This window comes from Shinella lacus (assembly GCF_010994755.1).
Taxonomy (GTDB): domain Bacteria; phylum Pseudomonadota; class Alphaproteobacteria; order Rhizobiales; family Rhizobiaceae; genus Shinella; species Shinella lacus.
Genome location: NZ_WHSB02000004.1, coordinates 52357 through 71860 on the forward strand (window position 1 = coordinate 52357; position 19504 = coordinate 71860).

Here is a 19504-nt window from a genome sequence, read left to right on the forward strand (position 1 = left end):
CGTTACTCGACGCGGCCGCGGAACAGACAGTCCGAGGGCCTTTACGCTGGCGGCAGGCATCGGGGCCACGCGCCCCGGACTTCTGCCGAACGAGCAAAGAATGACGAAATATGGTAAGCAATTCCTAAACGGCGCCTCGTGTTTTTGAAGGAATCCGCCGGGGTGTCCTCACCGCCCGGCAAGGCTGCCTGTCACGAGAATGCGGCGATGACGTGGCCTTGCGGCCCGCATCCCTAAAACTGGGGAGGCCGGGCGAGCCAGTCGGTGGCCTTTTCATAGGCCGCAGCGGCCGCCAGCACGTCACGATCGGCCCGCGCGCGGCCGATGATCTGGATGCCCGCGGGCAGCCCGTTTGCCCCGAAGCCGGCCGGCATTGCGGCGACGGGAAGGCCGGCGAGCGTCGGCCCGATGACCACTTCCATCCAGCGGTGATAGGTGTCCATCGCCCGCCCGTCGATCGCCTTCGGCCAGTCTAGTTCGGCCTCGAACGGGAAGACCTGGGCTGAAGGCAGGATGAGGAAATCGTAGCGCTCGAAGAGGCCAGAGACATAGCGATGCCAGTCGCTGCGGCCGAGCGACGCCGCATAGACCTCCGCCGCCGAAAGCGCGCGGCCGTTGTCGACTTCCCACAGCATCTCCGGCTTCATGTTCGCGCGCCGCGCCGGATCGTCGTAATCGGCGGCCTGCCCGCCGGCGACGAGGAAATGGCGCAGCGTGCGCCAGGTCTGCCACAGCCGCGCCATGTCGAAGCCCGGCGCGACCTCCTCCACCGTGCAGCCGAGCCGCCGGAAGACGTCGAGCGTCTCGCGGCAAAGCTCCAGCACGCCCGGCTCGAACGGCAGGTAGCCGCCGAAATCGCCAAGCCAGCCGATGCGGGCGCCGGAGAGATCGCGGCTGCCGTCCAGCGAGAGATCCTCGTCGACCAGCGACAGCGGATCGCGCGGATCATGCCCCGCCTGCGTCGCGAGAAGGGCCGCGACATCGGCGACGCTGCGCCCCATCGGCCCATTGACGGCGAGCTGGCCAAGGAAAAGCTCGTTGCCGAGCGAGGGCACGCGGCCGAAGGACGGGCGGAAGCCGACGACATTGTTGAAGCCGGCGGGATTGCGCAGAGAGCCCATCATGTCGCTGCCATCGGCCACCGGCAGCAGCCGCGCCGCAAGCGCTGCCGCCGCACCGCCGGAGGAGCCGCCGGCGCTCTTGCCGGTATCGTAGGGGTTCCGCGTAACGCCGAAGACCGGGTTGTAGCTGTGCGAGCCGAGGCCCATTTCCGGCGCATTAGTCTTGCCGATGACGATGGCGCCGGCCGCCCGGATGCGCTCGACATGGATGTCGTCATAATCCGGCACGAAATCCGCATAGTTCGCGGAACCGAAGGAACAGAGGATGCCCTTCGCCTCGGAGAGGTCCTTCACCGCGAAGGGCAAGCCGTGCAGCCAGCCGCGATAGTCTCCCGCCGCAAGCGCCCGGTCGGCCTCGTCCGCCTCGGCCAGCAGCTCTTCCGCCGGGCGGAGGCTGACGATGGCGTTGATGCGCGGATTGATCGCCTCGATGCGGGCAAGGTAGGCCGCCATGACGCTTCGGGAGTCGAGCCTGCGCTCGGCGATGGCGGCGGAAAGGGCAAGGGCGGAAAGGTCTGTAATGTCCTGCAAGGTCGGCTCCGGCGGTCTCTGATGCAAGAGCTAGCAGGCCGAAGGGGCGAGCGCCAGCCCGGCCTCAGCCGAGCGGCACCCCCTGGCGGAAGGCGAGCGCGAAAAGCCCGACGGCGGCAAGCGAGCCGAGCGTGCGCACATGGTTCCATGGCGTCCAGACGTCGAGATAGCGCTGCCAGAGCGTCGCCTGTTCCGCGCTGCCGGCGGGGGCCGCGGCGAGCGCATCGTTGAGCGGCACGTTGAAGACCATCGTCACGCCAATGACCGCGACGAGGAAGACCAAGCCGCCGGCCACGGCCATGAGCCCGCCAGCCCCGCCCTGCAGGAAGCCGATGACGACGAGTGCCAGCGACAAAGCCGCGGCACCGAAGAAGGCTGTGGCAAACCATGGGTTCAGGATGACGACATTGATGGCGTTCATCGCCGCCGCCCCTTCCGCGGGCGTCAGGCGCGCAAAGGCGGCCATGATGCAGACGGAAAAGATGAAGAACAGGCCGGCATTGAGCGCTGCCGCGAGGATGGCGAAAAAGGTCAGGATGGGGAAAACGCTTGCCATGATCAGCTCCTCCAGAAACCGGTTGCCGCGACATCGCGGGCGAAATCTGCAAAATCGCGCGGCGGCCGGCCGAGCACCTGCTCGATGTCGGTCCTGAGCGACTCGTTGCGCCCGTCGAGCACCGAGCCGAACAGGTAGGTGACGAGCCAGATGACATCCTCCGGAATGCCGGCCTCGCGCAGGATGCCAGCATAGGCCTCGACGGTCACCGGCGTATAGGCGACCGCGCGCCCGCCCGCCGCGGAAAACTCCGCTACCGCCTCGCGAAAGGTCATCAGCCGCGGGCCGGTCAGTTCATAGGTCCTGCCGGCGTGCCCCTCCTCCGTCAGCGCCGCCACGGCCACGTCGGCAATGTCGCGCGTATCGACGAAGGGCTCGCGGACCGTGCTGGAGGGCAGCACCAGCTCGCCCGCCAGGATCTGTTCGGCAAACAGGCCCTCGCTGAAATTCTGGAAGAACCAGCTTCCGCGCAGCACGGTCCAGGGGATGCCCGCCTCCTTCATCGCCTCCTCGCTCGCCTCCGCCGCATCCTCGCCGCGGCCGGAAAGCAGCACGATGCGCTGGACGCCGGCCTCGGCGGCAAGGCGGGAGAGCCGGCGGATATCGTCGTCGGAGCCCGGCACCGCGAGGTCCGGTTGATAGGCGATGTAGAGCGCATCCACGCCCGCCAGCACCGCCGGCCAGCCGGATGCATCGCGCCAGTCGAACGGGATGCCCGCCGAGCGCGAGGCGACCCGCACCGCATATCCCTTTTCCCGCAATCTTTCGGCGATCGGCCGCCCCGTCTTGCCCTCGCCGCCCAGAAGCAGAATGCGCTTGTTCATCATCTTTCCATCCTCCAAAATGTGAGCATCACTCATGTTTGCAAAATGTGAGGAATCCTCGTATTTGTCAAGACGGATTATTCGAGCCTTTGGAGCTGACGGTGGAACGAGAGCCGAGCGAAACGCAGATACGCCGCGCGCCGACCCAGAAACGCAGCCGCGACCGGGTAGACGCGATCCTTGCGAACGCGACGGAAATGATTGCCGAAACGGGCAGCGATGCGCTGCGCATGAGCGAGCTCGCCCAGCGCACGGGCATCTCGATCGGCTCACTCTACCAGTATTTTCCCGACAAGAGCGCCGTGGTGCATGCGCTCGCCGAACGCTGCAACGAGGACAGCCGCGCCTGCATCGCCGAAGGCCTCGCCGCCGTCGAAAGCATGAACGACCTCGGCACCGCCTTCGCCAGCCTGATCGATACCTATTACGCGATCTTCCTCGCAGAACCCGTCATCCGCGACATCTGGTCGGCGGTGCAGGCGGACGGGGCGCTGCGGGCCATGGAGGTCGAGGAAAGCCGGCGCAACGGCGCGCTGCTCGCCGCCCGGCTGACGGCGCTGCGGCCGCAGGCCGATCCGCAAAGGATCGAGGCGACCGCCCTTCTCGTCATGCATCTCGGCGAGGCAACCATGCGCCTTGCCGTCTCGGTCGCGCGGGCGGAGGGCAATCTGCTGGTCGAGGCCTACAAGCGCATGGCGATCCGCGAGCTGACGGCGCTTTAAGCCATCAGGCGCGTTTGCGGGCGCGGCGCTGTTCCAGCACGTCGGCTGCTTCCAGCAGCGTGTCGAAGACGTAGGAAATCTTCTCGCCGCGCGTGTCGCCGTACCAGATCTGCGGCACCATCACGCGGAAACGGGTCTCCAGAAGATCGGCAAGCGCCTCGGTATCGCCCATCCATTCGAGCATGTCGGCGTAAAGGTTCATCACGCTCGGCGCCGGGAAGCGGGCAAGCAGGTCCTCGAAGCCCTGCTTGACGAGGGCCGGATCGCAGAGCGTATCGGCAAGCTCGTGATCGCCGACATCGGTGTTCGCCTGCTGGATCAGCGCATAGAAGCCGAGGCCGAAACGCTCCCGGGTCAGTTCGACCGCCCGTCGCGCAAAGTTTTCGAGGTCGTGCGCGTCGCGGCCGAGCCAGCGCGGCATGATCATGCGGGCATGCGCCCGGCAGAGATCGACATTGTAGCGGTCGAGCAGCCAGGCCCTCTCGAAGCGCGCCTTGAAGATCTCGAAGCTGCCCTCATTCGCCGCGCGGCGGTAATCGCTCATCCGCCAGCTGAAATTTTCCGGGTCCGGATGGCTGTCGAGCACGTCGTCCGCTTCTTTCAGCAGCTCCTCGTAGCTCTTCCACTGCTCCGGCCGCACGAAACGCCCATAGGCGGTGCCGCGCCGCGCGAAGGCGGTTACGCGCAGCGCATCGGCATAGGTGGCGGCGGAAAACGGCGACGGGCTGCGCTGGAAGAAGGCCCGGAACGGCTTGAGCATCTCCTCATGCGCCGGCGCTTCCTCGTCCGGCAGCTCCAGGAAGGGTTCGAAGAACCAGTCCTTCACCAGGGAATAGTGCGGCCGGCCGCTCTCAGTGATCATGCCACCGGCCCGCGCGGCCTCGAAGGCGCGCTGGTAGGCCTCGAAATCGCCGTTGCCCCAGGCGATCCGCATGGCGTCGCGCTGCGGAACGAGGGCCGGAATCTCGTCATAGAGGTCGATGAGGTAGAGATCGTAGTCGCGGACCAGCCGTTCCTGCGGCGAAAGCGGCTCCGCCGGCGTGCTCTCGGCGCGGCCGAACATCCTGTTGCGAAGCGTGCTGAAAATATCCTTGAAGCCCATCTCGATCTGCTTTCTCTGCCCGAAGGCAAGTCCCGTTCCCGGCGTCCGAAAATCGCTGGAACAGCAATCTGACGGTCGCGGGCGGGCGGCTATTCGCCGGCATCACCGATTTTTGAACTGTGCCCGTCCTTTCCTTCCGCGGTTCGTGATACATTTGCCGTCCGGGATATGCACATAGGTGACGGCCATGCTGACAACGCTTGCCTTGCTGATGAGCCTGACGGCCGGCGCCGAGATCGCCGCCGCCTCCGACCAGGAGGTCGATGTGGAGCTGGTGCTCGCGGTCGACGTCTCCGGCTCGATGGACCTGGAGGAGGCGCAGGTACAGCGCGCCGGCTACGTGGATGCGCTCCGACACCCCGATTTCGTCAATGCCGTGCGCGACGGCCTGACCGGCCGCATCGCCATCAGCTATTTCGAATGGGCCGGCACGATCCGCGACAGCTCGCACCTGCCCTGGCAGATCATCTCCGGGCCGGAAGACGCCAAGGCCTTCGCCGCACAATTGGAGGCCCGACCGATCGCAACGCGCCGCGGCACGTCGATCTCCGGCGCCATCGTCTACGGCGCGAAACTCTTCGATGGGAACGGTTATTCCGGCATGCGCCGCGTCATCGACGTTTCCGGCGACGGCCCGAACAATTTCGGACCGCCCGTGACGCCCGCTCGCGATGCCGCCACCGCGCTCGGCATCATCATCAACGGCCTCGCCATCATGATCCGCCCCTCGGCCGCCTATGGCTCGCTCGACGACTATTATTCGAACTGCGTCATCGGCGGTCCGGGCGCCTTCGTGCTGCCGGTGCAGGAGTCGGAGGATTTCGCCATCGCCATCCGCCGCAAGCTGATCCTCGAAGTCAGCGGCGCCGAACCGCCCGCCCGCGTGATCCGCGCCGCCGGCGAAAGCGCCGATTGCATGATCGGCGAGAAGCTGAGGCCCAGCTACATGGAACGCTACTACCCGGAACTCGACCGGTAACGCGCGTCAAAACCTGCCGTTAAGCTGCGACACCGACGCGGTTTTCGCCGAAAATCCGCCCCTCCTCGGCCGCGCCGCGACCGAGTTTTTCTTGATTCAAAAACAACAGCTCTTCGCAAGCTATTCCTTTTGAACGGAAATTGTGCTTATATTGAATGAACGTTCAGCAAAATAAGGGGAGCGACATGAACGAGATGATCCGCGATATCAATGTTCCGAACGACTGGGACAGGAGCGGACTCCCGGGCTGGTGCTACCATAGCCCCGCCCTGCTGGAGCTCGAAAAGCAGCATGTCTTCCGCGAGCACTGGCAGATCGCCTGCCACGTCTCCGACATTCCCGAGCCCGGCAACTACCTTGCCATGGACGTCGTCGGCGAGCGCGCACTCATCCTGCGCGGGCAGGACGGCGCCGTGCGCGCCTTCCACAATATCTGCCGCCACCGGGGCTCGCGCCTCGTCGCCGATGAAAAGGGCAGCTGCCGCAACGCGCTCGTCTGTCCCTTCCACGGCTGGGTCTACAATCTCGACGGCACCTTGCGTGGCGCCGCCCGCCCGCGCAGCTTCCCGCCGCTCGACAAGAACGAATTCGCGCTGAAATCGCTCGAATGCGAAATCTGGCAGGGTTTCGTCTTCATCCGCTTCGCGCCCGGCCCCCAACCCTCCGTCGCCGAACTGATGAAGCCCTTCGAGGACGAACTTTCGCACTACCGTTCCGAGGAGATGGTGCCGGCGGGCGGCATCTGGACACAGGAAAGCCCGGTCAACTGGAAGTCCGTGCGCGACGTCGACAACGAGGGCTACCATGTCGCGATGGCGCATCCGGCCCTTCAGGATCTCTACGGCTCGACCTATTACGACGAACCCTTCGTCGACGGCCTCTGCCGGTCCTTCGCCACCTACAATCCCCATGCCGGCCGGCGCTGGAGCGTGCGCAACTACGTCAAGATCTCGCAGGACAACCCGCGGCTTCCCGAACGGCTGCGCAAGGCCTGGATCTATTTCGGCCTGTTCCCCAACTGCGTGATTGCAGTGACGCCGGAGACCATGCAGTTCTACCAGGAATTCCCCATCGGCGTCGGCAAGACGCTGCTGCGCGGCGGCATCTACCGCTACCGCGAGGAAGACCGCGCCCAGCGCCTCGCCCGCTACCTCGCCTATCGCATCGACCGCGACACGCAGTCCGAAGACGTGCAGCTCACCGTCTGGTCGAACGAGGCGATGACCTCCAACGCCTTTGCCGGCTTCTACCTCTCCGACCTCGAATATGGCGTGCGCACCCACCACGACCACATTCGCAAGGTGCTGCCGGTGGTGACGCTGAAGGAGGCGCCGGAGGAGAAGGCGATGGCGGAGGTCAATGCCGGCCTCGTCGAAAGCCGCTAAACCACCAACCAAAAAAGAGGCCCGCTTTCGCGGGCCTCAAACGTTTGGACCAGGGAATGTCGGTCCAAACAGGGTCTTGTCCGGACGGGCTCAGCCCTTCCAGAGCCCCTCGCGGGTCAGGTCGTCCATGGTGAGCTCGATGCCGCGGCGCAGGATCGCCGCCATGTCGTCGATCTGGGCTGTCGAGATGGTGAGCGGCGGCGACATCACGCACATGCTGATGAGCGGACGCACCAGGAGGCCGAGTTCCTGGCAATGCCGGTCGATGCGTTTTCCCACTTCGAGATCGAGCGTCAGCGGATTGTTGCTGACCCGATCGGCGACACATTCGACGCAGGCCATCAGCCCGAGGCCGCGCACCTCGCCGACGAGCGGCAGGTCTTCCAGCGCCTTGAGGCTCGTCTGGAAATGATCCGACACCGCCCGTGCATGCGCCAGAAGGCCGCCTTCCAGGATGTCGAGATTCTTCAGCGCTACGGCGCAGCCGACCGGATGGCTGGAGTAGGTGAGCCCATGCGCGAACATCGCCTCCGAATGGTTGGAGCGGCGCAGTTCCTCGAACAGCCGGCCCGCGATCATCACGCCGCCGAGCGGGAAATAACCGGACGTGACGCCCTTGGCGAAGGTGATCATGTCCGGCTCGATATCGAAGACATCCTTCGACGCGAAGACATGGCCGAGGCGCCCGAAGGCCGTCACCACCTCGTCGGCGATGAAGAGGATGTCGTTGGCGCGGCAAAGCGCATGCATGCGCTTGAGGTAGCCGGCGGGCGGCACGATGACGCCGCCGGAGGCCATGACGGGCTCGGCGATTAAGGCGCCGATATTCTCGGCCCCCTTCTCCTTGATGACGCCGCGGAATTCTTCCACGAGGAAATCGCAGAAGGCTTCGACGCTCATGCCCTCCGGCCGGCGGAACGGGTCCGGGCAGGAGAGTTTCACGACGAGGTCCGACGCGCTGTCCATCCAGTCATGGTCGCGCGGCCGGCCGTTGAGCGAGGCGGAAAGATAGGTCGAGCCGTGATAGCCGCCCTGCCGCGAGACGATCAGCTTCTTCTCCGGCCGGCCCTTCACATTGTTGGCGAACTGCATGAAGCGCAGCGCCGTCTCCACTGCCGAGGAACCGCCCGTCGTGTAGAAGACATGGTCGACGCCGTCCGGCGCGTGCTCGGCGAGCCGCGCGGATAGCACGGCGGAGGGCGTGTTCGTCGTGTACCAGGGCGAATTGTAGGAAAGCTCCATGGCCTGCGACGCCATGACGTCGGCGAGTTCCTTGTTGCGATGGCCGGCATTGACGCACCACATGCCGGCAGGCCCGTCGATCAGTTTTCGGCCGCTGGCATCCGTCACATAGATGCCCTCGCCCGCTTCGATGCGCCCGCGCGCCTCGGCACCGATCGAGCCGGAGACCGGCCAGGGCTGCACGAGATGGCGCTCGGCCAGCCGGGTGATCTCATCACCGGCGGCCTCGTCGGCACGCAGGTCCTCGTTCGCCGTCTTCGGAATTGCCGCCATGTCCCGCTCCATCGATTATTTACCAGGAAGATTCTGACCACAACAATATGAAAGATTTTGTATTTCCCAATCATATTGAATGTTCGTTCAATCAATATTGCAGAAGTGGGGCTTGATTTCAACGGGGATTCGGGCGCATGTTGTCATTAGGGAACACACAAAGCCGAAAAGGCGCACCACATGGGAACGGGAAGTCTCACGCTCTATGAATGTTGCCGCGACCGGAGCCCCGCCCCATGACGGCGGCGGCGTTCGACAGGATCGCTGACACGCCCTCCCCGGCAAAACGCCGGGCCTGGACACGCAGCGAAGAGGCCCGCGGCCTCGCCATGATCTCGCCGACCTTCCTCTATGCGCTGGCGCTGCTTTTTCTCCCGGTCCTCATCGTCATCGCCTACAGTTTCTGGACCCAGAACTATCTCGACATCGACCGCACCTTCACGCTGGAAAACTACCGCCAAGCGCTGACCGAACCGATCTATCGCGACCTCTTCATCCGCTCGCTGTGGATCTCGCTGACGGTGAGCGTGGTCACGGTCGTCTTCTCCTACCCCATCGCCTGGTTCATCTCCTTCCATGGCGGGGTGCACAAGAACCTCTGGCTCTTCCTCGTCACCGTGCCGTGCTGGACCAGCTACCTGCTGCGCGTCATGTCCTGGAAGGTCATCCTCGGCTATGGCGGCGTCATGAACACCGGCCTCATCTCGATGGGCCTCATCGACAAGCCGGTGGCCTCGCTCCTCTACAATTCCAACGCCGTCGTCATCACGCTGGTGCACAGCTGGGCCGCCTTCGCCATCCTGCCGATCTACGTCTCGCTGCAGAAGATCGACCGCACCTATATCGAGGCCGCGCGCGACCTCGGCGACAGCCGGCTGCGCGCCTTCTTCCGCGTCACCCTGCCGCTGTCTCTGCCGGGCGTCGTCTCGGCCTTCCTCATCGTGATGATCCCGACCGTCGGCGACTACGTGACGCCGCGCCTCGTCGGCGGCAAGGACGGCGTGATGATCGCGACCGCCATCCAGGCGCAGTTCGGCAAGGGCGCGAACTGGCCGCTCGGCGCCGCCCTCTCCGTGACGACGATGATCCTCGTCTCGCTCGCCGCAGCCGCCGTCGTGCTCGCGCTGAAATTCATCGTCAGGAGGATCAAATGAGCGTCCTCACGCAGCGCCTGCGCTTCATTCCCTGGCTGCCGGTCTATGTCGCGGTCTATTTCCTCTTCCTCTACCTGCCGATCCTGCTGCTGCCGGTCTTCTCCTTCAACAATGCGGCGACGACGACCTTCCCGCTCGCCGGCTTCACCACCAAATGGTACGCCTCGCTTGCCGGCAATTCGGTGATGATGGAAGCGGCCTGGAACAGCCTCGTCGTCGGCATATCGGTGGCAGTGCTCTCCACCGTGCTCGGCATCTGCGCGGCGCGCGCCATCACGCGCTACAGGTTTCGCGGGCAGAGGACGGCGGCAGGCCTCATCATGGCGCCGCTCTTCCTGCCGGAAATCATCGTCGCGGTATCGCTGCTGATGATCGTGCTGGCCATAGGCATCGAGCTGTCGCTCGTCACCGTCATCCTCGGCCAGACCGTGTTCTGCGTGCCCTATGCGATGTCCGTGCTCGTCTCCGGCTTCGAGGGCTTCGACCGCAGCCTGGAAGAAGCCTCCTACGACCTCGGCGAAACCGCCATCGGCACTTTCCGGCGCGTCACGCTGCCGGTCGTGGCGCCTGCCATCGTCTCCAGCCTGCTCGTCACCTTCACCATCTCGCTCGACGAGTTCATCCTCGCCTTCTTCCTGTCCGGCACCGCGCCGACGCTGCCGGTCTATATCTGGGGCCAGCTGCGCTTCGCCGCCAAGCTGCCCGGCGTGCTGGCGCTCGGCACGATCATGCTCGTCGCCTCGATCCTGATGCTGACCCTCGCCGAAATCCTGCGCCGCCGTGCCGAAAAACGCACGCAGCTGGCGCTCATGCTGCCCTAGAGCAGGTCTGGTTCAGACTGAACCAGACCTGCTCTAGATTCTTTTGTTTTCGTTTGTCTTCTCGGGAAAACCGGTTTCCACTTTCCCCTGACAAATTCTAGGAGCGATCCATGCCCGACCGTCCCATGATCGAGATCCAGAACGTGTCGAAGTTCTACGGCATCTACAAGGCGCTCGACGACGTCTCGCTGACCATCGGCGAAGGCGAGTTCTTCTCGCTGCTCGGCCCCTCCGGTTGCGGCAAGACCACGCTGCTGCGCTCGATTGCCGGCTTCGAGACGCCGACGGCCGGCGAGATCTTTATCGATGGCGCCCCCTCGCTGACGCTGCCGCCGAACAAGCGGCCGACCAACATGGTGTTCCAGAACTACGCCATCTTCCCCCATCTCGACGTCGCCGAAAACGTCGCCTACGGCCTGAAGCGGCTGAAACTCTCGCCGGAAGACGAGAAGAAACGCGTAGGCGACGCGCTCGACCAGGTGCGCCTGTCCAGCCTCGGAAAACGCAAGGCGCACGAACTTTCCGGCGGCCAGCGCCAGCGCGTGGCGCTCGCCCGCGCCCTCGTCATGCGCCCGAAGGTGCTGCTGCTCGACGAGCCGCTGTCGGCCCTCGACAAGAAGCTGCGCGAGGAAATGCAGGTGGAACTGCGCACGCTGCAAAAGGCCGTCGGGATTACCTTCATCCTCGTCACGCACGACCAGTACGAGGCGCTGGCGCTTTCCGACCGCATCGCCGTGATGTTCGGCGGCCGCATTGCGCAGATCGCGACGCCGAAGGAAATCTACCAGCGCCCGCGCACGCGAAAAGTCGCCGACTTCCTGGGCGGCATGAACTTCCTGACGGCGAAGGTGCTGGGCGAACAGGGCAACGCCGTCTCGGTCGACGCCGCCCGCTTCGGCGCCGTCAACCTCGACAAGCCGCACGGTTTTACGGCCGAGAACGGCCACGTCACCGTCGGCATTCGCCCGGAACGCCTGCGCCTGCTCTGGGACAACGACCGCGCCCCGCACGAACTCGCCGGCCGCATCGAGAACCGCGCCTATTTCGGCGAAGTCACGCATCTGACCGTCGGCGTCGACGGGCTGGAACAGCCGCTCTCCATGGTCGAGACCAACGATCACGGCGCGGACGACCTGCCGATCGGCGCAGAAATCCGCCTCGCCTATGATCCGGATGCGTTCGTGCTTCTGGCGGAGTATGAAGCGGTACGTCGGGTCTAAAAAAGGCCGTTCGAGATTCACTTTTCCCGTACGAAAACGTGTGCCTCGACGGCGGCGGCAATGAAGGCGTTTCTCGCCTCCGAGGGCGGCTTCCTGCCGGCAAGCACCGCCACGCACATCTTGCGCGCTTCCTTGAGCTGCCGCCCCTTTTCCACGGGCCAGTCGTTCTCAAGCGCCCTTGCCGCTTCCTGTGTGCTGGCGATCGTCCTGTACTGGCCAAGACGGGGCGTTTCGAATGTGATCGGTTTACTCCAGCGTTTCGGGTCCATGACGCAATACCTCACGCAAACTGAGGCAAGCAAAACGCGGGTAGCTGCGAGACGTTCCAAGAAGATCGGGCTCCCATCTTCGTCGTTCGAAGCCGGGAGCCCCTCTGCCCCTCAATACCCCGATTTGATCTTCTCGAACTCGGCGATCATCTTCTGCCGCAACTCCGTCGGGATCGGCGCCTGGAAGAGCGTGTTGGCGACGAAGGATTCGACATCCGCATAGCCCTTGTCGGCAAGGATTTTCGGGTCGACGGCGGCCATGCCCTTGGCGTTGGAATGGCCATAACCCCAGCTTTCCACCATATAGGCGGCAACGGCCGGATCGGTGACGGCGTTCAGGTAGTCATAGGCGAGATCGGGGCTGCCTTCGCCGCCCTTCAGCCGCGAATAGCCACAAACCCAGGTCGAAAGCCCTTCCGTCGTATCCTTCTTGATCACCACCGGCTGGCCCTCGGCCTGCAGCGTCGTCGCCGTCTCGTTCCACGCCCAGGCGAGATCGACCTCGCCGCTCGCCATCGCCTGGCTGAGATCGGTGTTGTCCGTCCAGTAGAGCCGCACGTTCTGGTGCACGGCGCGCAGGAAGGCCGACGCCTCCTGGAACTGCGCATCCGTCATCGCCGTCAGGTCCTTGAGGCCGATGGCGAGGCCCGCCAGCGCGTAGGCGTCGTCGACATTGTCGCCGATCGACACGCGGTCCTTGAATTTCGGATCGGCAAAGGCCTTCAGCGAGGCGACTTCTTCCGGCTTCACCGTATCGGTGCGATAGGTCAGCACTGTGTTGCCCCATTCGAAGGGGATGAACCAGGCCGTACCGTCCTCGGCCGTCATCAGGTTCTTCATCGACTTGAAGGCCGGCAGCATGTCGTTCCAGGCCGTGAGCTTGGCGGTGTCGAGCGGCTCCAGCAGACCGGCCTCGCGCCATTTCACGATGCTTTGCGCGCAGGGATGCGCGATATCGGCCTTGAAGCCGGAGCGCAGTTTCTGGAAAGCTTCCTCCTCATCGCCGAAGAAGGAAAAATCCGGCGAGCCGCCGTGTTTTTCGGTGTAGGCGGGGTGGAAGGCGGGGTCCTCGTAGCCGGACCAGTCGAAGACGGTAAGCGTATCGGCGGCGAAGGCGGGAAGCGCGGTTGTGAGGGCGAGGAGAGCGGCCAATGCCGCCGTTGTGGTGCGCCTGGCCGTGTTAGCAGTCTTCATGCCGTACTCCTTCCCCGTTTTCGGGTTCCCTATTGTGGTTGTGGTCCTTGGATCGTGAGATGTTTCGGGAAAGCGATCGCGACGAAGGCGATCGCCGCCTCCAGCGCCTTCTCCCGCGTGGTGCCGTCGCCCATCATCAGGCGCAGCCACAGCCCTTCCAGCATGGCGCAGAGCGACAGCGCCATCGGCTCCGGCTCGTAGGCATAGCCGCCCTCGGCCTTCAGCTCGGTGCAGAGCGAGATCACTGTTTCCTGGTATTTGACGTCACGCGCGCCGCAGAGCGCCTGGTAGGTCGGCCGCGACTTCGCCTCGCCCCAGAAGGCGCACCAGGCCGCCAGCTTGCGCTTGGTGCAGATCTTGCGGTCGAAATCCGCGTGAACGATGGCCCACAGGCGGCTGGCGACGCTTGGACCGGCCTTTTCCAGCGCGGCATTCCAATGGTCGCCGTACTCTTCCGACATATATTGCAGCGTCGCGATGAGCAGGTTTTCCTTGCTCTCGAAATGGAAGTTGACGATGCCGCGGGAAAGGCCGGCGCCGTCAGCCACGTCGGCGAGCGTGGTGTCGGAATAACCGCGCTTGGCGAGCGAATCGATCGTCGCCTCGATGAGCTGCTGCCGCCTCGTTTCCTTGGAGGCCTTGCGGCCCCGCTTCTCGCCGTCGCCCGAGCCCTGTTCAGCCCCGCCTGCCCGCATCTTCACCGTCACCTTGCCCTTGGGATTTCTGAGCAGCACGGTCACGGGCTCACTCCCGCGGCCGGCTTGCTGCCGCGCAGATGAGTGGGACAATGCTCCCCGCTGTCAAGAACCTTCTGCATGGCCGTCCAAGTGCGGATATTCTTCTCGACATGGGCTTCGCCCACGGCCGCCACCGCGGCGGCGTAGAGCGGTCCCTTCAGTCGCGCGAGCTCCTCGCGCGCCACGTCGCGATACCAGGCATTGCGGCTTTCCACCGCGCCGTCCACGAACCCCGCCGCCGCCATCGCGCGCAGGTAGCGGCGCGACGAGGCCATGCCGAAGCTCAGGCCCTCGGCGGCGATATAGTCCTTCATCTCGGGGCTCGGCTCGCCGTCATGGGCGATCAGCCAGTCGGATGCGGCAAAGACCCCGCCGGGCTTCAGCACGCGAAAAAGCTCGGAAAACAGCGCCTCCTTGTCGCGCACATGGATCATCGCATCCTTGGAGAAGATGACGTCGAATTGCCCGTCGTCGAACGGCAGCCGGCCGGGCGGGCTGGAAACGAAGTGCGCGACGGATGAAAACCCCGCGGCGATCGCGGCCGCACGCGCCCGGTCGATCACCGGCTGCTCGACATCGTAGCCGACGATTTCGGCCGGCGCATAGGTCCTGGCGATATGCAGGGTGATGCCACCCGCACCGCAGCCGAAATCGAGAACATGCCGGCCTTGCAGCGCGACGCCGGAAAGCACGCGATCGACCTCCGCCGGCCCGCCGGGCGAAAGATAGCCCTCGCCCCACAGCACGCCGAGAAAGCGGATCGCCGCCTCGTCATATTCGGGCTCCAGGGCCGCACCGTCCTCAACCGTCGCCGTCATGGCCTCCGTCACCCTAGCGGCCGCGTGGCCGTGCGCTTGTCGATGGGTCGAAATTCTAGCGCATAATCAGGAGATTGCAAGATACTTGCTGAATGATCATTCAGAATCTCTGGACAACATTTTGCTTTTGATGCAGCTTTTAGAAACAAGGGAGACATCGAAAATGCAAAAGTACGACGCCCTGATCGTCGGCGGCGGCCATAATGGGCTGGTCACGGCGTGTTATCTCCAGCGCTCCGGCCTCAAGGTCGCGGTGCTGGAAAAGAATGGGTGGGTCGGCGGTGCCGCGACCAGCCGCGAGCTCACGCCCGGCTTCCTCTATTCCAACTGTTCCTATGTCTGCTCGCTGTTCCGGCCCGAGATCATGCGCGACCTCGAACTGCCGAAACATGGCCTCCAGGTCATCGCCTACGAGGGTGGCGCGGTCTTCACCCGCGACGGCGACTACCTCGCCTCCTACCGCGACCACGACAGCCACCGCCGCGAATTCGCGCGCTATTCGAAGCGCGACGCGGAAGCCTACGAGCGCTACGCTCGCGACGTCACCCGCCAGTGCCGCTTCATCCAGCCGCTCTTGATGCGCACCGCACCCGACCCGTTCAGCTTCCGCCCGCGCGACATTTCCGAGCTGCTCTATCTCGCCAAGAAGTTCGGCGAGTTCAGCCCGCACGAAATGGCCGAGACGCTGCGCTTCTGGACCATGTCGATCTCCGACTATCTCGATGAATATTTCGAGACGGACGTCATCAAGGCCTACCTCGCCCTTTCCGGCATCATCGGCACCGCGCTCGGCCCGATGTCGCCCGGCACGGCCTATGTCCTGCTGCACCACTATATGGGCGAAGTGGACGGCTCGGTCGGCGCCTGGGGTTATGCCCGCGGTGGCATGGGCGCGGTGACGCAGGCCCTCGCCCGCTCCTTCGAGGCTGCCGGCGGCGTGATCCGCACCGATGCCGAAGTCTCGAAGATCCTCGCCCGCGGCGGCCGCACGACGGGCGTCGTGCTCGCCAATGGCGACGAGGTGCGCGCCGATCTCGTCGTCTCGAGTGCCGATGTGAAGCGCACCTTCCTGAAACTCGTCGACGAGGACGCGCTGCCCGGCGACTTCGTCCACCGCGTCAAGCATTTCAAGATGCGCGGCTCGTCGGGCAAGGTGAACATCGCGCTCGACAGCCTGCCGGAATTCCCGGCGCTCCCCGAGGGCTCCTCCTGCATGCGCGGCGACATGCATTTCACCGATTCGATCGAGCGCATGGAGCGCGCCTATGACGACTGGAAGGACGGGCGCTGGTCGACCGATCCCTTCCTCGACATGGTCATCCCGACGACGCTCGACCCGACCATGGCCTCGCCCGGCAAACATTTCATGAGCTGCTTCGTGCAATATTGCCCGCCGAAGGTGGAGGGCCGCGACTGGACGGATGCCGACCGCGACGCCTTCGCCGAAACCGTCATCAGCCAGATCGCCAGCTATTCGCCGGGCTTTCGCGAGCGCATCGTGCATATGGAAGTGCGCACGCCGCGCGAAATCGAGAATGAGGTGGGCCTCACAGAAGGCAACATCTTCCAGGGTGAACTCACCTTCGACCAGCTTCTCTTCAACCGGCCGGTGCCGGGTTATGCCCAGTATCGCAGCCCCATTCACGGGCTCTACATGTGCGGCTCCTCCACCCATCCGGGCGGCGGCGTGATGGGCGCGCCCGGCCGCAACGCCGCCGCCGAAATCCTGCGCGATCTGAAGCGTACCCCCGAACAGATGAGCAAAGCCCATGACGTCATTTGATGCGATCGTTATCGGCGCCGGCCACAATGGGCTCGCCGCCGCCACCCGCCTCGCCAAGGGCGGCCGCAAGGTGCTGGTGCTGGAAGCAGCGAACGAACCGGGCGGCGCGACCCGGGGCCGCGAATTCGCCCCCGGCTTCCGCTCCGCCGGCCTCGCCCATCTCGTCAACCGGCTGGATGCCGAAGTCGCCCGCGACCTCGGCCTCGATCTTGCAGGCGGCGAGACGCTGCTGCCAACGACCGTGCTCGACGGCTCAGGCAAGGCCGTCGTGCTCAAGGGTGCCTATGGCGAGACCATCGACGGCGTCTCCGCCGAAGAGGCCGCCGCGTTCGCCGCCATGCGCACGAAGCTCGCCTTCCAGGCCGGCGTGCTGAAGCGTTTCCTGCGCCGCCCGCCGCCGCAGATCGGCGCCATCGCGCTCGGCGATTTCGCGACCTTTGCCGCCGCCGGCCTCGGGCTGATCCGCAAGGGCCGCAGCGAAGGCCGCGATTTCCTGCGCATGCTGCTGATGAACGTCGCCGACGTGGCGGACGAATATCTGACCGACGACCGCCTGAAGGGCCTCGTCGCCTTCGACGCGACGCTCGGCGTGCATCTCGGCCCACGCTCCCCCACCTCGCTGCTCGGCCTCTACTATCGCCTGACCGGCGACGTGGCCGGCAAGACGGGCGGCCAATATGTGCCGTCCGGCGGCATGGCGAGCGTCGCCCCCGCCTTCGTGCGCGCGGCGGAAAAGGCCGGCGTGACCATCCGCTGTGGCACGCCCGTCGGCCGCATCCTCGCCGACCGCGGCCGCACCAGCGGTGTCGTCACGCGCGACGGCACGGAGATCACCGCCCCCATTGTCGTCTCGGCGATCCACCCGCAGACTACTTTCCTCAACCTTGTCGATCCCGCCGAAAGCGGCACCGGCTTCGTGCGCTCGGTGAAGAACGTGCGCAGCTACGGCAATGTCGCCAAGCTCGACCTCGCGCTGGACAGTGTCCCGAATTTCGAAGGCCTTCCGGCGGCGGCCCGCAATGGGCGCATCGTGCTGGTGCGCTCGATGCAGCAGGTGGAAAGCGCCTTCAACCCGGCCAAGTACGGCGAGTTCTCCACCGATCCGGTCATGGAGATAACCTTGCCAAGCCTTGCCGATCCCTCGCTGGCGCTGGCCGGCGGCTGCACGCTCTCGGCGCTCGTGCAATACGCGCCCTATCGCCTCAAGGCGGGCTGGGAGGCTGGCAAACCGGCTTTCCTGAAGATCGTGCTGGAGACGCTGGAGCGTCACGCGCCGGGCATCGGAAAATCCGTCGTCGCCGCCAGCCTGATGACGCCGGTCGATATCGAGGCGGAGTACAATCTGCCTGGCGGGCATTGGCATCATGGCGAATTGCAAGCCGACCAACTGCTGATCAACCGACCGACCAGTGCGGCCTCCGGTTACAAAACGCCAATCGAGGGGCTCTATCTCGCGAGCGCCGGCGCGCATCCGGGCGGCGGCATTTCCGGCCTGCCAGGCTGGAACGCCGCGCGCCACATCCTTTCGGGAGCGAAAGCATGAACGCCATGACAAAATCCGCCGCCGAACTGCGCCGCGCCGCCCGCGACCATATCCGCCTGCCCCGCCTGGAAACGCCGTTCCACGACCGGCTGATGGCGCTGAGCGAAGTCAACGACTGGTACAACTGGGCGGGCTACAAGGCGCCGCATTCGCTGTTCGACGGCGAGCTCGAATATTTCGCCATCCGCTCCACCGCCGCGCTCTTCGACATCTCGCCCATGGTGAAATACCGCATCACCGGCGCGGATGCCGAACGCTACCTCAACCGCCTGACGCTGCGCGACGTGCGGAAACTCGGCGTCAACCGCGTGCATTACACCGCTTGGTGCGACGACCACGGCCATGTGCTGGACGACGGCACGCTCTTCCGCCTCGGCGAGCAGGAATTCCGCCTCTGCTGCCAGGAACGCCATCTGCCCTGGCTGCTCGATAGCGCCTTCGGCTTTTCCGTCGATATCCGCGAGGAGACGGAGGAGATCGCCGGCCTCGCCTTGCAGGGACCGACCAGCCATGCGGTGCTGCGCGACGCCGGCTTCGTCGGCACGGAAAAACTGAAACCCTTCGACATCGCCACCTTCCCGCATGAGGACGGCACGGTGACGATCTCGCGCACCGGCTTCACCGGCGACCTCGGCTACGAACTCTTCGTGCCGCGCGCAAAAGCGCTCTCGCTGTGGGACCGCCTGTGGAATGCCGGGCAGGAACACGCCATCCGCGCGATCGGCTTCGGCGCGCTGGATCAGGCGCGCATCGAGACGGGCTTCATCGTCGCCAATGCGGATTTTGTCACTGCCGAAGGGGCGTTGCGCGCCGACCGGGTGCGCATGCCTGATGAAATCGGCCTGGAATGGCTGGTCGATCCCGACAAGCCGAACTTCAACGGGCGGCGCGCGATCCTCGATGCGCGGCGGAATCAAACTCTGAAGCACATCCTCGTCGGCCTTGAAATCGAAGGGAATATTCCCGCCGAGCATGCCCTCGTCTATCATCGCCAGAAACACGAGGCCGGCCTCGTCACCGCCGCGATCTGGTCGCCGACGGCCAAGCGCAACATCGCGATCGCCAGCCTCGAACGGCCTTACGGCTCGAAGTTCACGGACGACCTGTGGGTGGAGATCTATGCGATGCGGGAGCTGAAATACCAGAAGATGATGAAACGCGCGAAGATCGTGCCGCGGCCCTTCGTCAAGCTCGCCCGCCGCACGGCCACACCGCCCGGCCTCAAGTAAC

The 19504-nt window shown here is 65.0% G+C and carries 18 protein-coding genes; 9 read left to right on the forward strand and 9 right to left on the reverse strand.

Features of this window, described 5'->3' with window-relative positions; all coding sequences use genetic code 11:
- Positions 1 to 233: 233 nt before the first annotated feature.
- The 3 genes from GB927_RS11680 to GB927_RS11690 form a co-directional block, all read right to left on the reverse strand.
- Entirely contained in the window at positions 234 to 1652 is a 1419-nt protein-coding gene (locus GB927_RS11680; RefSeq protein WP_256117068.1) for an amidase, read from the reverse strand.
- Between the two features lie 64 nt (positions 1653 to 1716).
- Entirely contained in the window at positions 1717 to 2208 is a 492-nt protein-coding gene (locus tag GB927_RS11685; protein WP_256117069.1) for an anthrone oxygenase family protein, read from the reverse strand.
- 2 nt (positions 2209 to 2210) lie between these two features.
- Positions 2211 to 3035, reverse strand: a complete 825-nt coding sequence (locus tag GB927_RS11690; RefSeq protein WP_256117070.1) for an NmrA family NAD(P)-binding protein — start codon at positions 3033 to 3035, stop codon at positions 2211 to 2213.
- Between the two features lie 98 nt (positions 3036 to 3133).
- Between GB927_RS11690 and GB927_RS11695 the strand changes: the two genes are divergently transcribed.
- Complete coding sequence (locus GB927_RS11695) at positions 3134 to 3754, forward strand: TetR/AcrR family transcriptional regulator (protein ID WP_256117071.1); 621 nt, start codon at positions 3134 to 3136, stop codon at positions 3752 to 3754.
- A gap of 4 nt (positions 3755 to 3758) precedes the next feature.
- On the opposite strand, the gene GB927_RS11700 is transcribed toward GB927_RS11695, so the two are convergent.
- Positions 3759 to 4856, reverse strand: coding sequence for a hypothetical protein (locus GB927_RS11700; protein WP_256117072.1), 1098 nt, complete (start codon positions 4854 to 4856; stop codon positions 3759 to 3761).
- Positions 4857 to 5043: 187 nt separating this feature from the next.
- Between GB927_RS11700 and GB927_RS11705 the strand changes: the two genes are divergently transcribed.
- Both GB927_RS11705 and GB927_RS11710 read left to right on the forward strand, forming a co-directional pair.
- Complete coding sequence (locus GB927_RS11705) at positions 5044 to 5835, forward strand: DUF1194 domain-containing protein (protein ID WP_256117073.1); 792 nt, start codon at positions 5044 to 5046, stop codon at positions 5833 to 5835.
- 185 nt (positions 5836 to 6020) lie between these two features.
- A complete protein-coding gene (locus GB927_RS11710) occupies positions 6021 to 7220 on the forward strand; it encodes an aromatic ring-hydroxylating oxygenase subunit alpha (RefSeq protein ID WP_256117076.1) in 1200 nt (399 codons plus the stop codon).
- A 90-nt stretch (positions 7221 to 7310) separates the two neighbouring features.
- Here GB927_RS11710 and GB927_RS11715 read toward each other — a convergent pair whose 3' ends face one another.
- Positions 7311 to 8735, reverse strand: coding sequence for an aminotransferase (locus tag GB927_RS11715; protein ID WP_256117077.1), 1425 nt, complete (start codon positions 8733 to 8735; stop codon positions 7311 to 7313).
- 236 nt (positions 8736 to 8971) lie between these two features.
- On the opposite strand from GB927_RS11715, the gene GB927_RS11720 reads away from it, so the two are divergent.
- The 3 genes from GB927_RS11720 to GB927_RS11730 all read left to right on the forward strand — a co-directional run bounded on the left by GB927_RS11720 (position 8972) and on the right by GB927_RS11730 (position 11930).
- Entirely contained in the window at positions 8972 to 9889 is a 918-nt protein-coding gene (locus GB927_RS11720) for an ABC transporter permease (RefSeq protein WP_256117078.1), read from the forward strand.
- Entirely contained in the window at positions 9886 to 10710 is an 825-nt protein-coding gene (locus GB927_RS11725; protein WP_256117079.1) for an ABC transporter permease, read from the forward strand. The genes GB927_RS11720 and GB927_RS11725 overlap by 4 nt, the downstream gene beginning before the upstream one ends.
- A 125-nt stretch (positions 10711 to 10835) precedes the next feature.
- Positions 10836 to 11930 (forward strand): ABC transporter ATP-binding protein, encoded by a 1095-nt coding sequence (locus tag GB927_RS11730; RefSeq protein WP_256117771.1) that lies wholly within the window; start codon positions 10836 to 10838, stop codon positions 11928 to 11930.
- A gap of 17 nt (positions 11931 to 11947) precedes the next feature.
- On the opposite strand, the gene GB927_RS11735 is transcribed toward GB927_RS11730, so the two are convergent.
- The 4 genes from GB927_RS11735 to GB927_RS11750 form a co-directional block, all read right to left on the reverse strand.
- Positions 11948 to 12199, reverse strand: coding sequence for a DUF982 domain-containing protein (locus GB927_RS11735; RefSeq protein ID WP_256117080.1), 252 nt, complete (start codon positions 12197 to 12199; stop codon positions 11948 to 11950).
- Positions 12200 to 12310: 111 nt separating this feature from the next.
- Complete coding sequence (locus tag GB927_RS11740; protein WP_256117081.1) at positions 12311 to 13393, reverse strand: extracellular solute-binding protein; 1083 nt, start codon at positions 13391 to 13393, stop codon at positions 12311 to 12313.
- A 29-nt stretch (positions 13394 to 13422) separates the two neighbouring features.
- Positions 13423 to 14088 (reverse strand): TetR family transcriptional regulator C-terminal domain-containing protein, encoded by a 666-nt coding sequence (locus tag GB927_RS11745; RefSeq protein ID WP_256117772.1) that lies wholly within the window; start codon positions 14086 to 14088, stop codon positions 13423 to 13425.
- Positions 14089 to 14129: 41 nt separating this feature from the next.
- The gene (locus GB927_RS11750) at positions 14130 to 14948 is read right to left on the reverse strand and encodes a methyltransferase domain-containing protein (RefSeq protein WP_256117083.1); all 819 of its coding nucleotides are present in this window, start codon (positions 14946 to 14948) and stop codon (positions 14130 to 14132) included.
- Positions 14949 to 15111: 163 nt separating this feature from the next.
- Here GB927_RS11750 and GB927_RS11755 point away from each other — a divergent pair, with 163 nt between their 5' ends.
- The 3 genes from GB927_RS11755 to GB927_RS11765 are packed head-to-tail and all read left to right on the forward strand — an operon-like array spanning position 15112 to position 19503.
- Positions 15112 to 16731: a phytoene desaturase family protein gene (locus GB927_RS11755; protein WP_256117084.1), complete on the forward strand. Its 1620-nt coding sequence runs from the start codon at positions 15112 to 15114 to the stop codon at positions 16729 to 16731.
- A complete protein-coding gene (locus GB927_RS11760) occupies positions 16718 to 18274 on the forward strand; it encodes a phytoene desaturase family protein (RefSeq protein ID WP_256117085.1) in 1557 nt (518 codons plus the stop codon). Before GB927_RS11755 ends, GB927_RS11760 begins: the two co-directional genes overlap by 14 nt.
- Positions 18275 to 18279: 5 nt before the next feature.
- The gene (locus tag GB927_RS11765) at positions 18280 to 19503 is read left to right on the forward strand and encodes an aminomethyl transferase family protein (RefSeq protein ID WP_439655492.1); all 1224 of its coding nucleotides are present in this window, start codon (positions 18280 to 18282) and stop codon (positions 19501 to 19503) included.
- Position 19504: the final 1 nt, after the last annotated feature.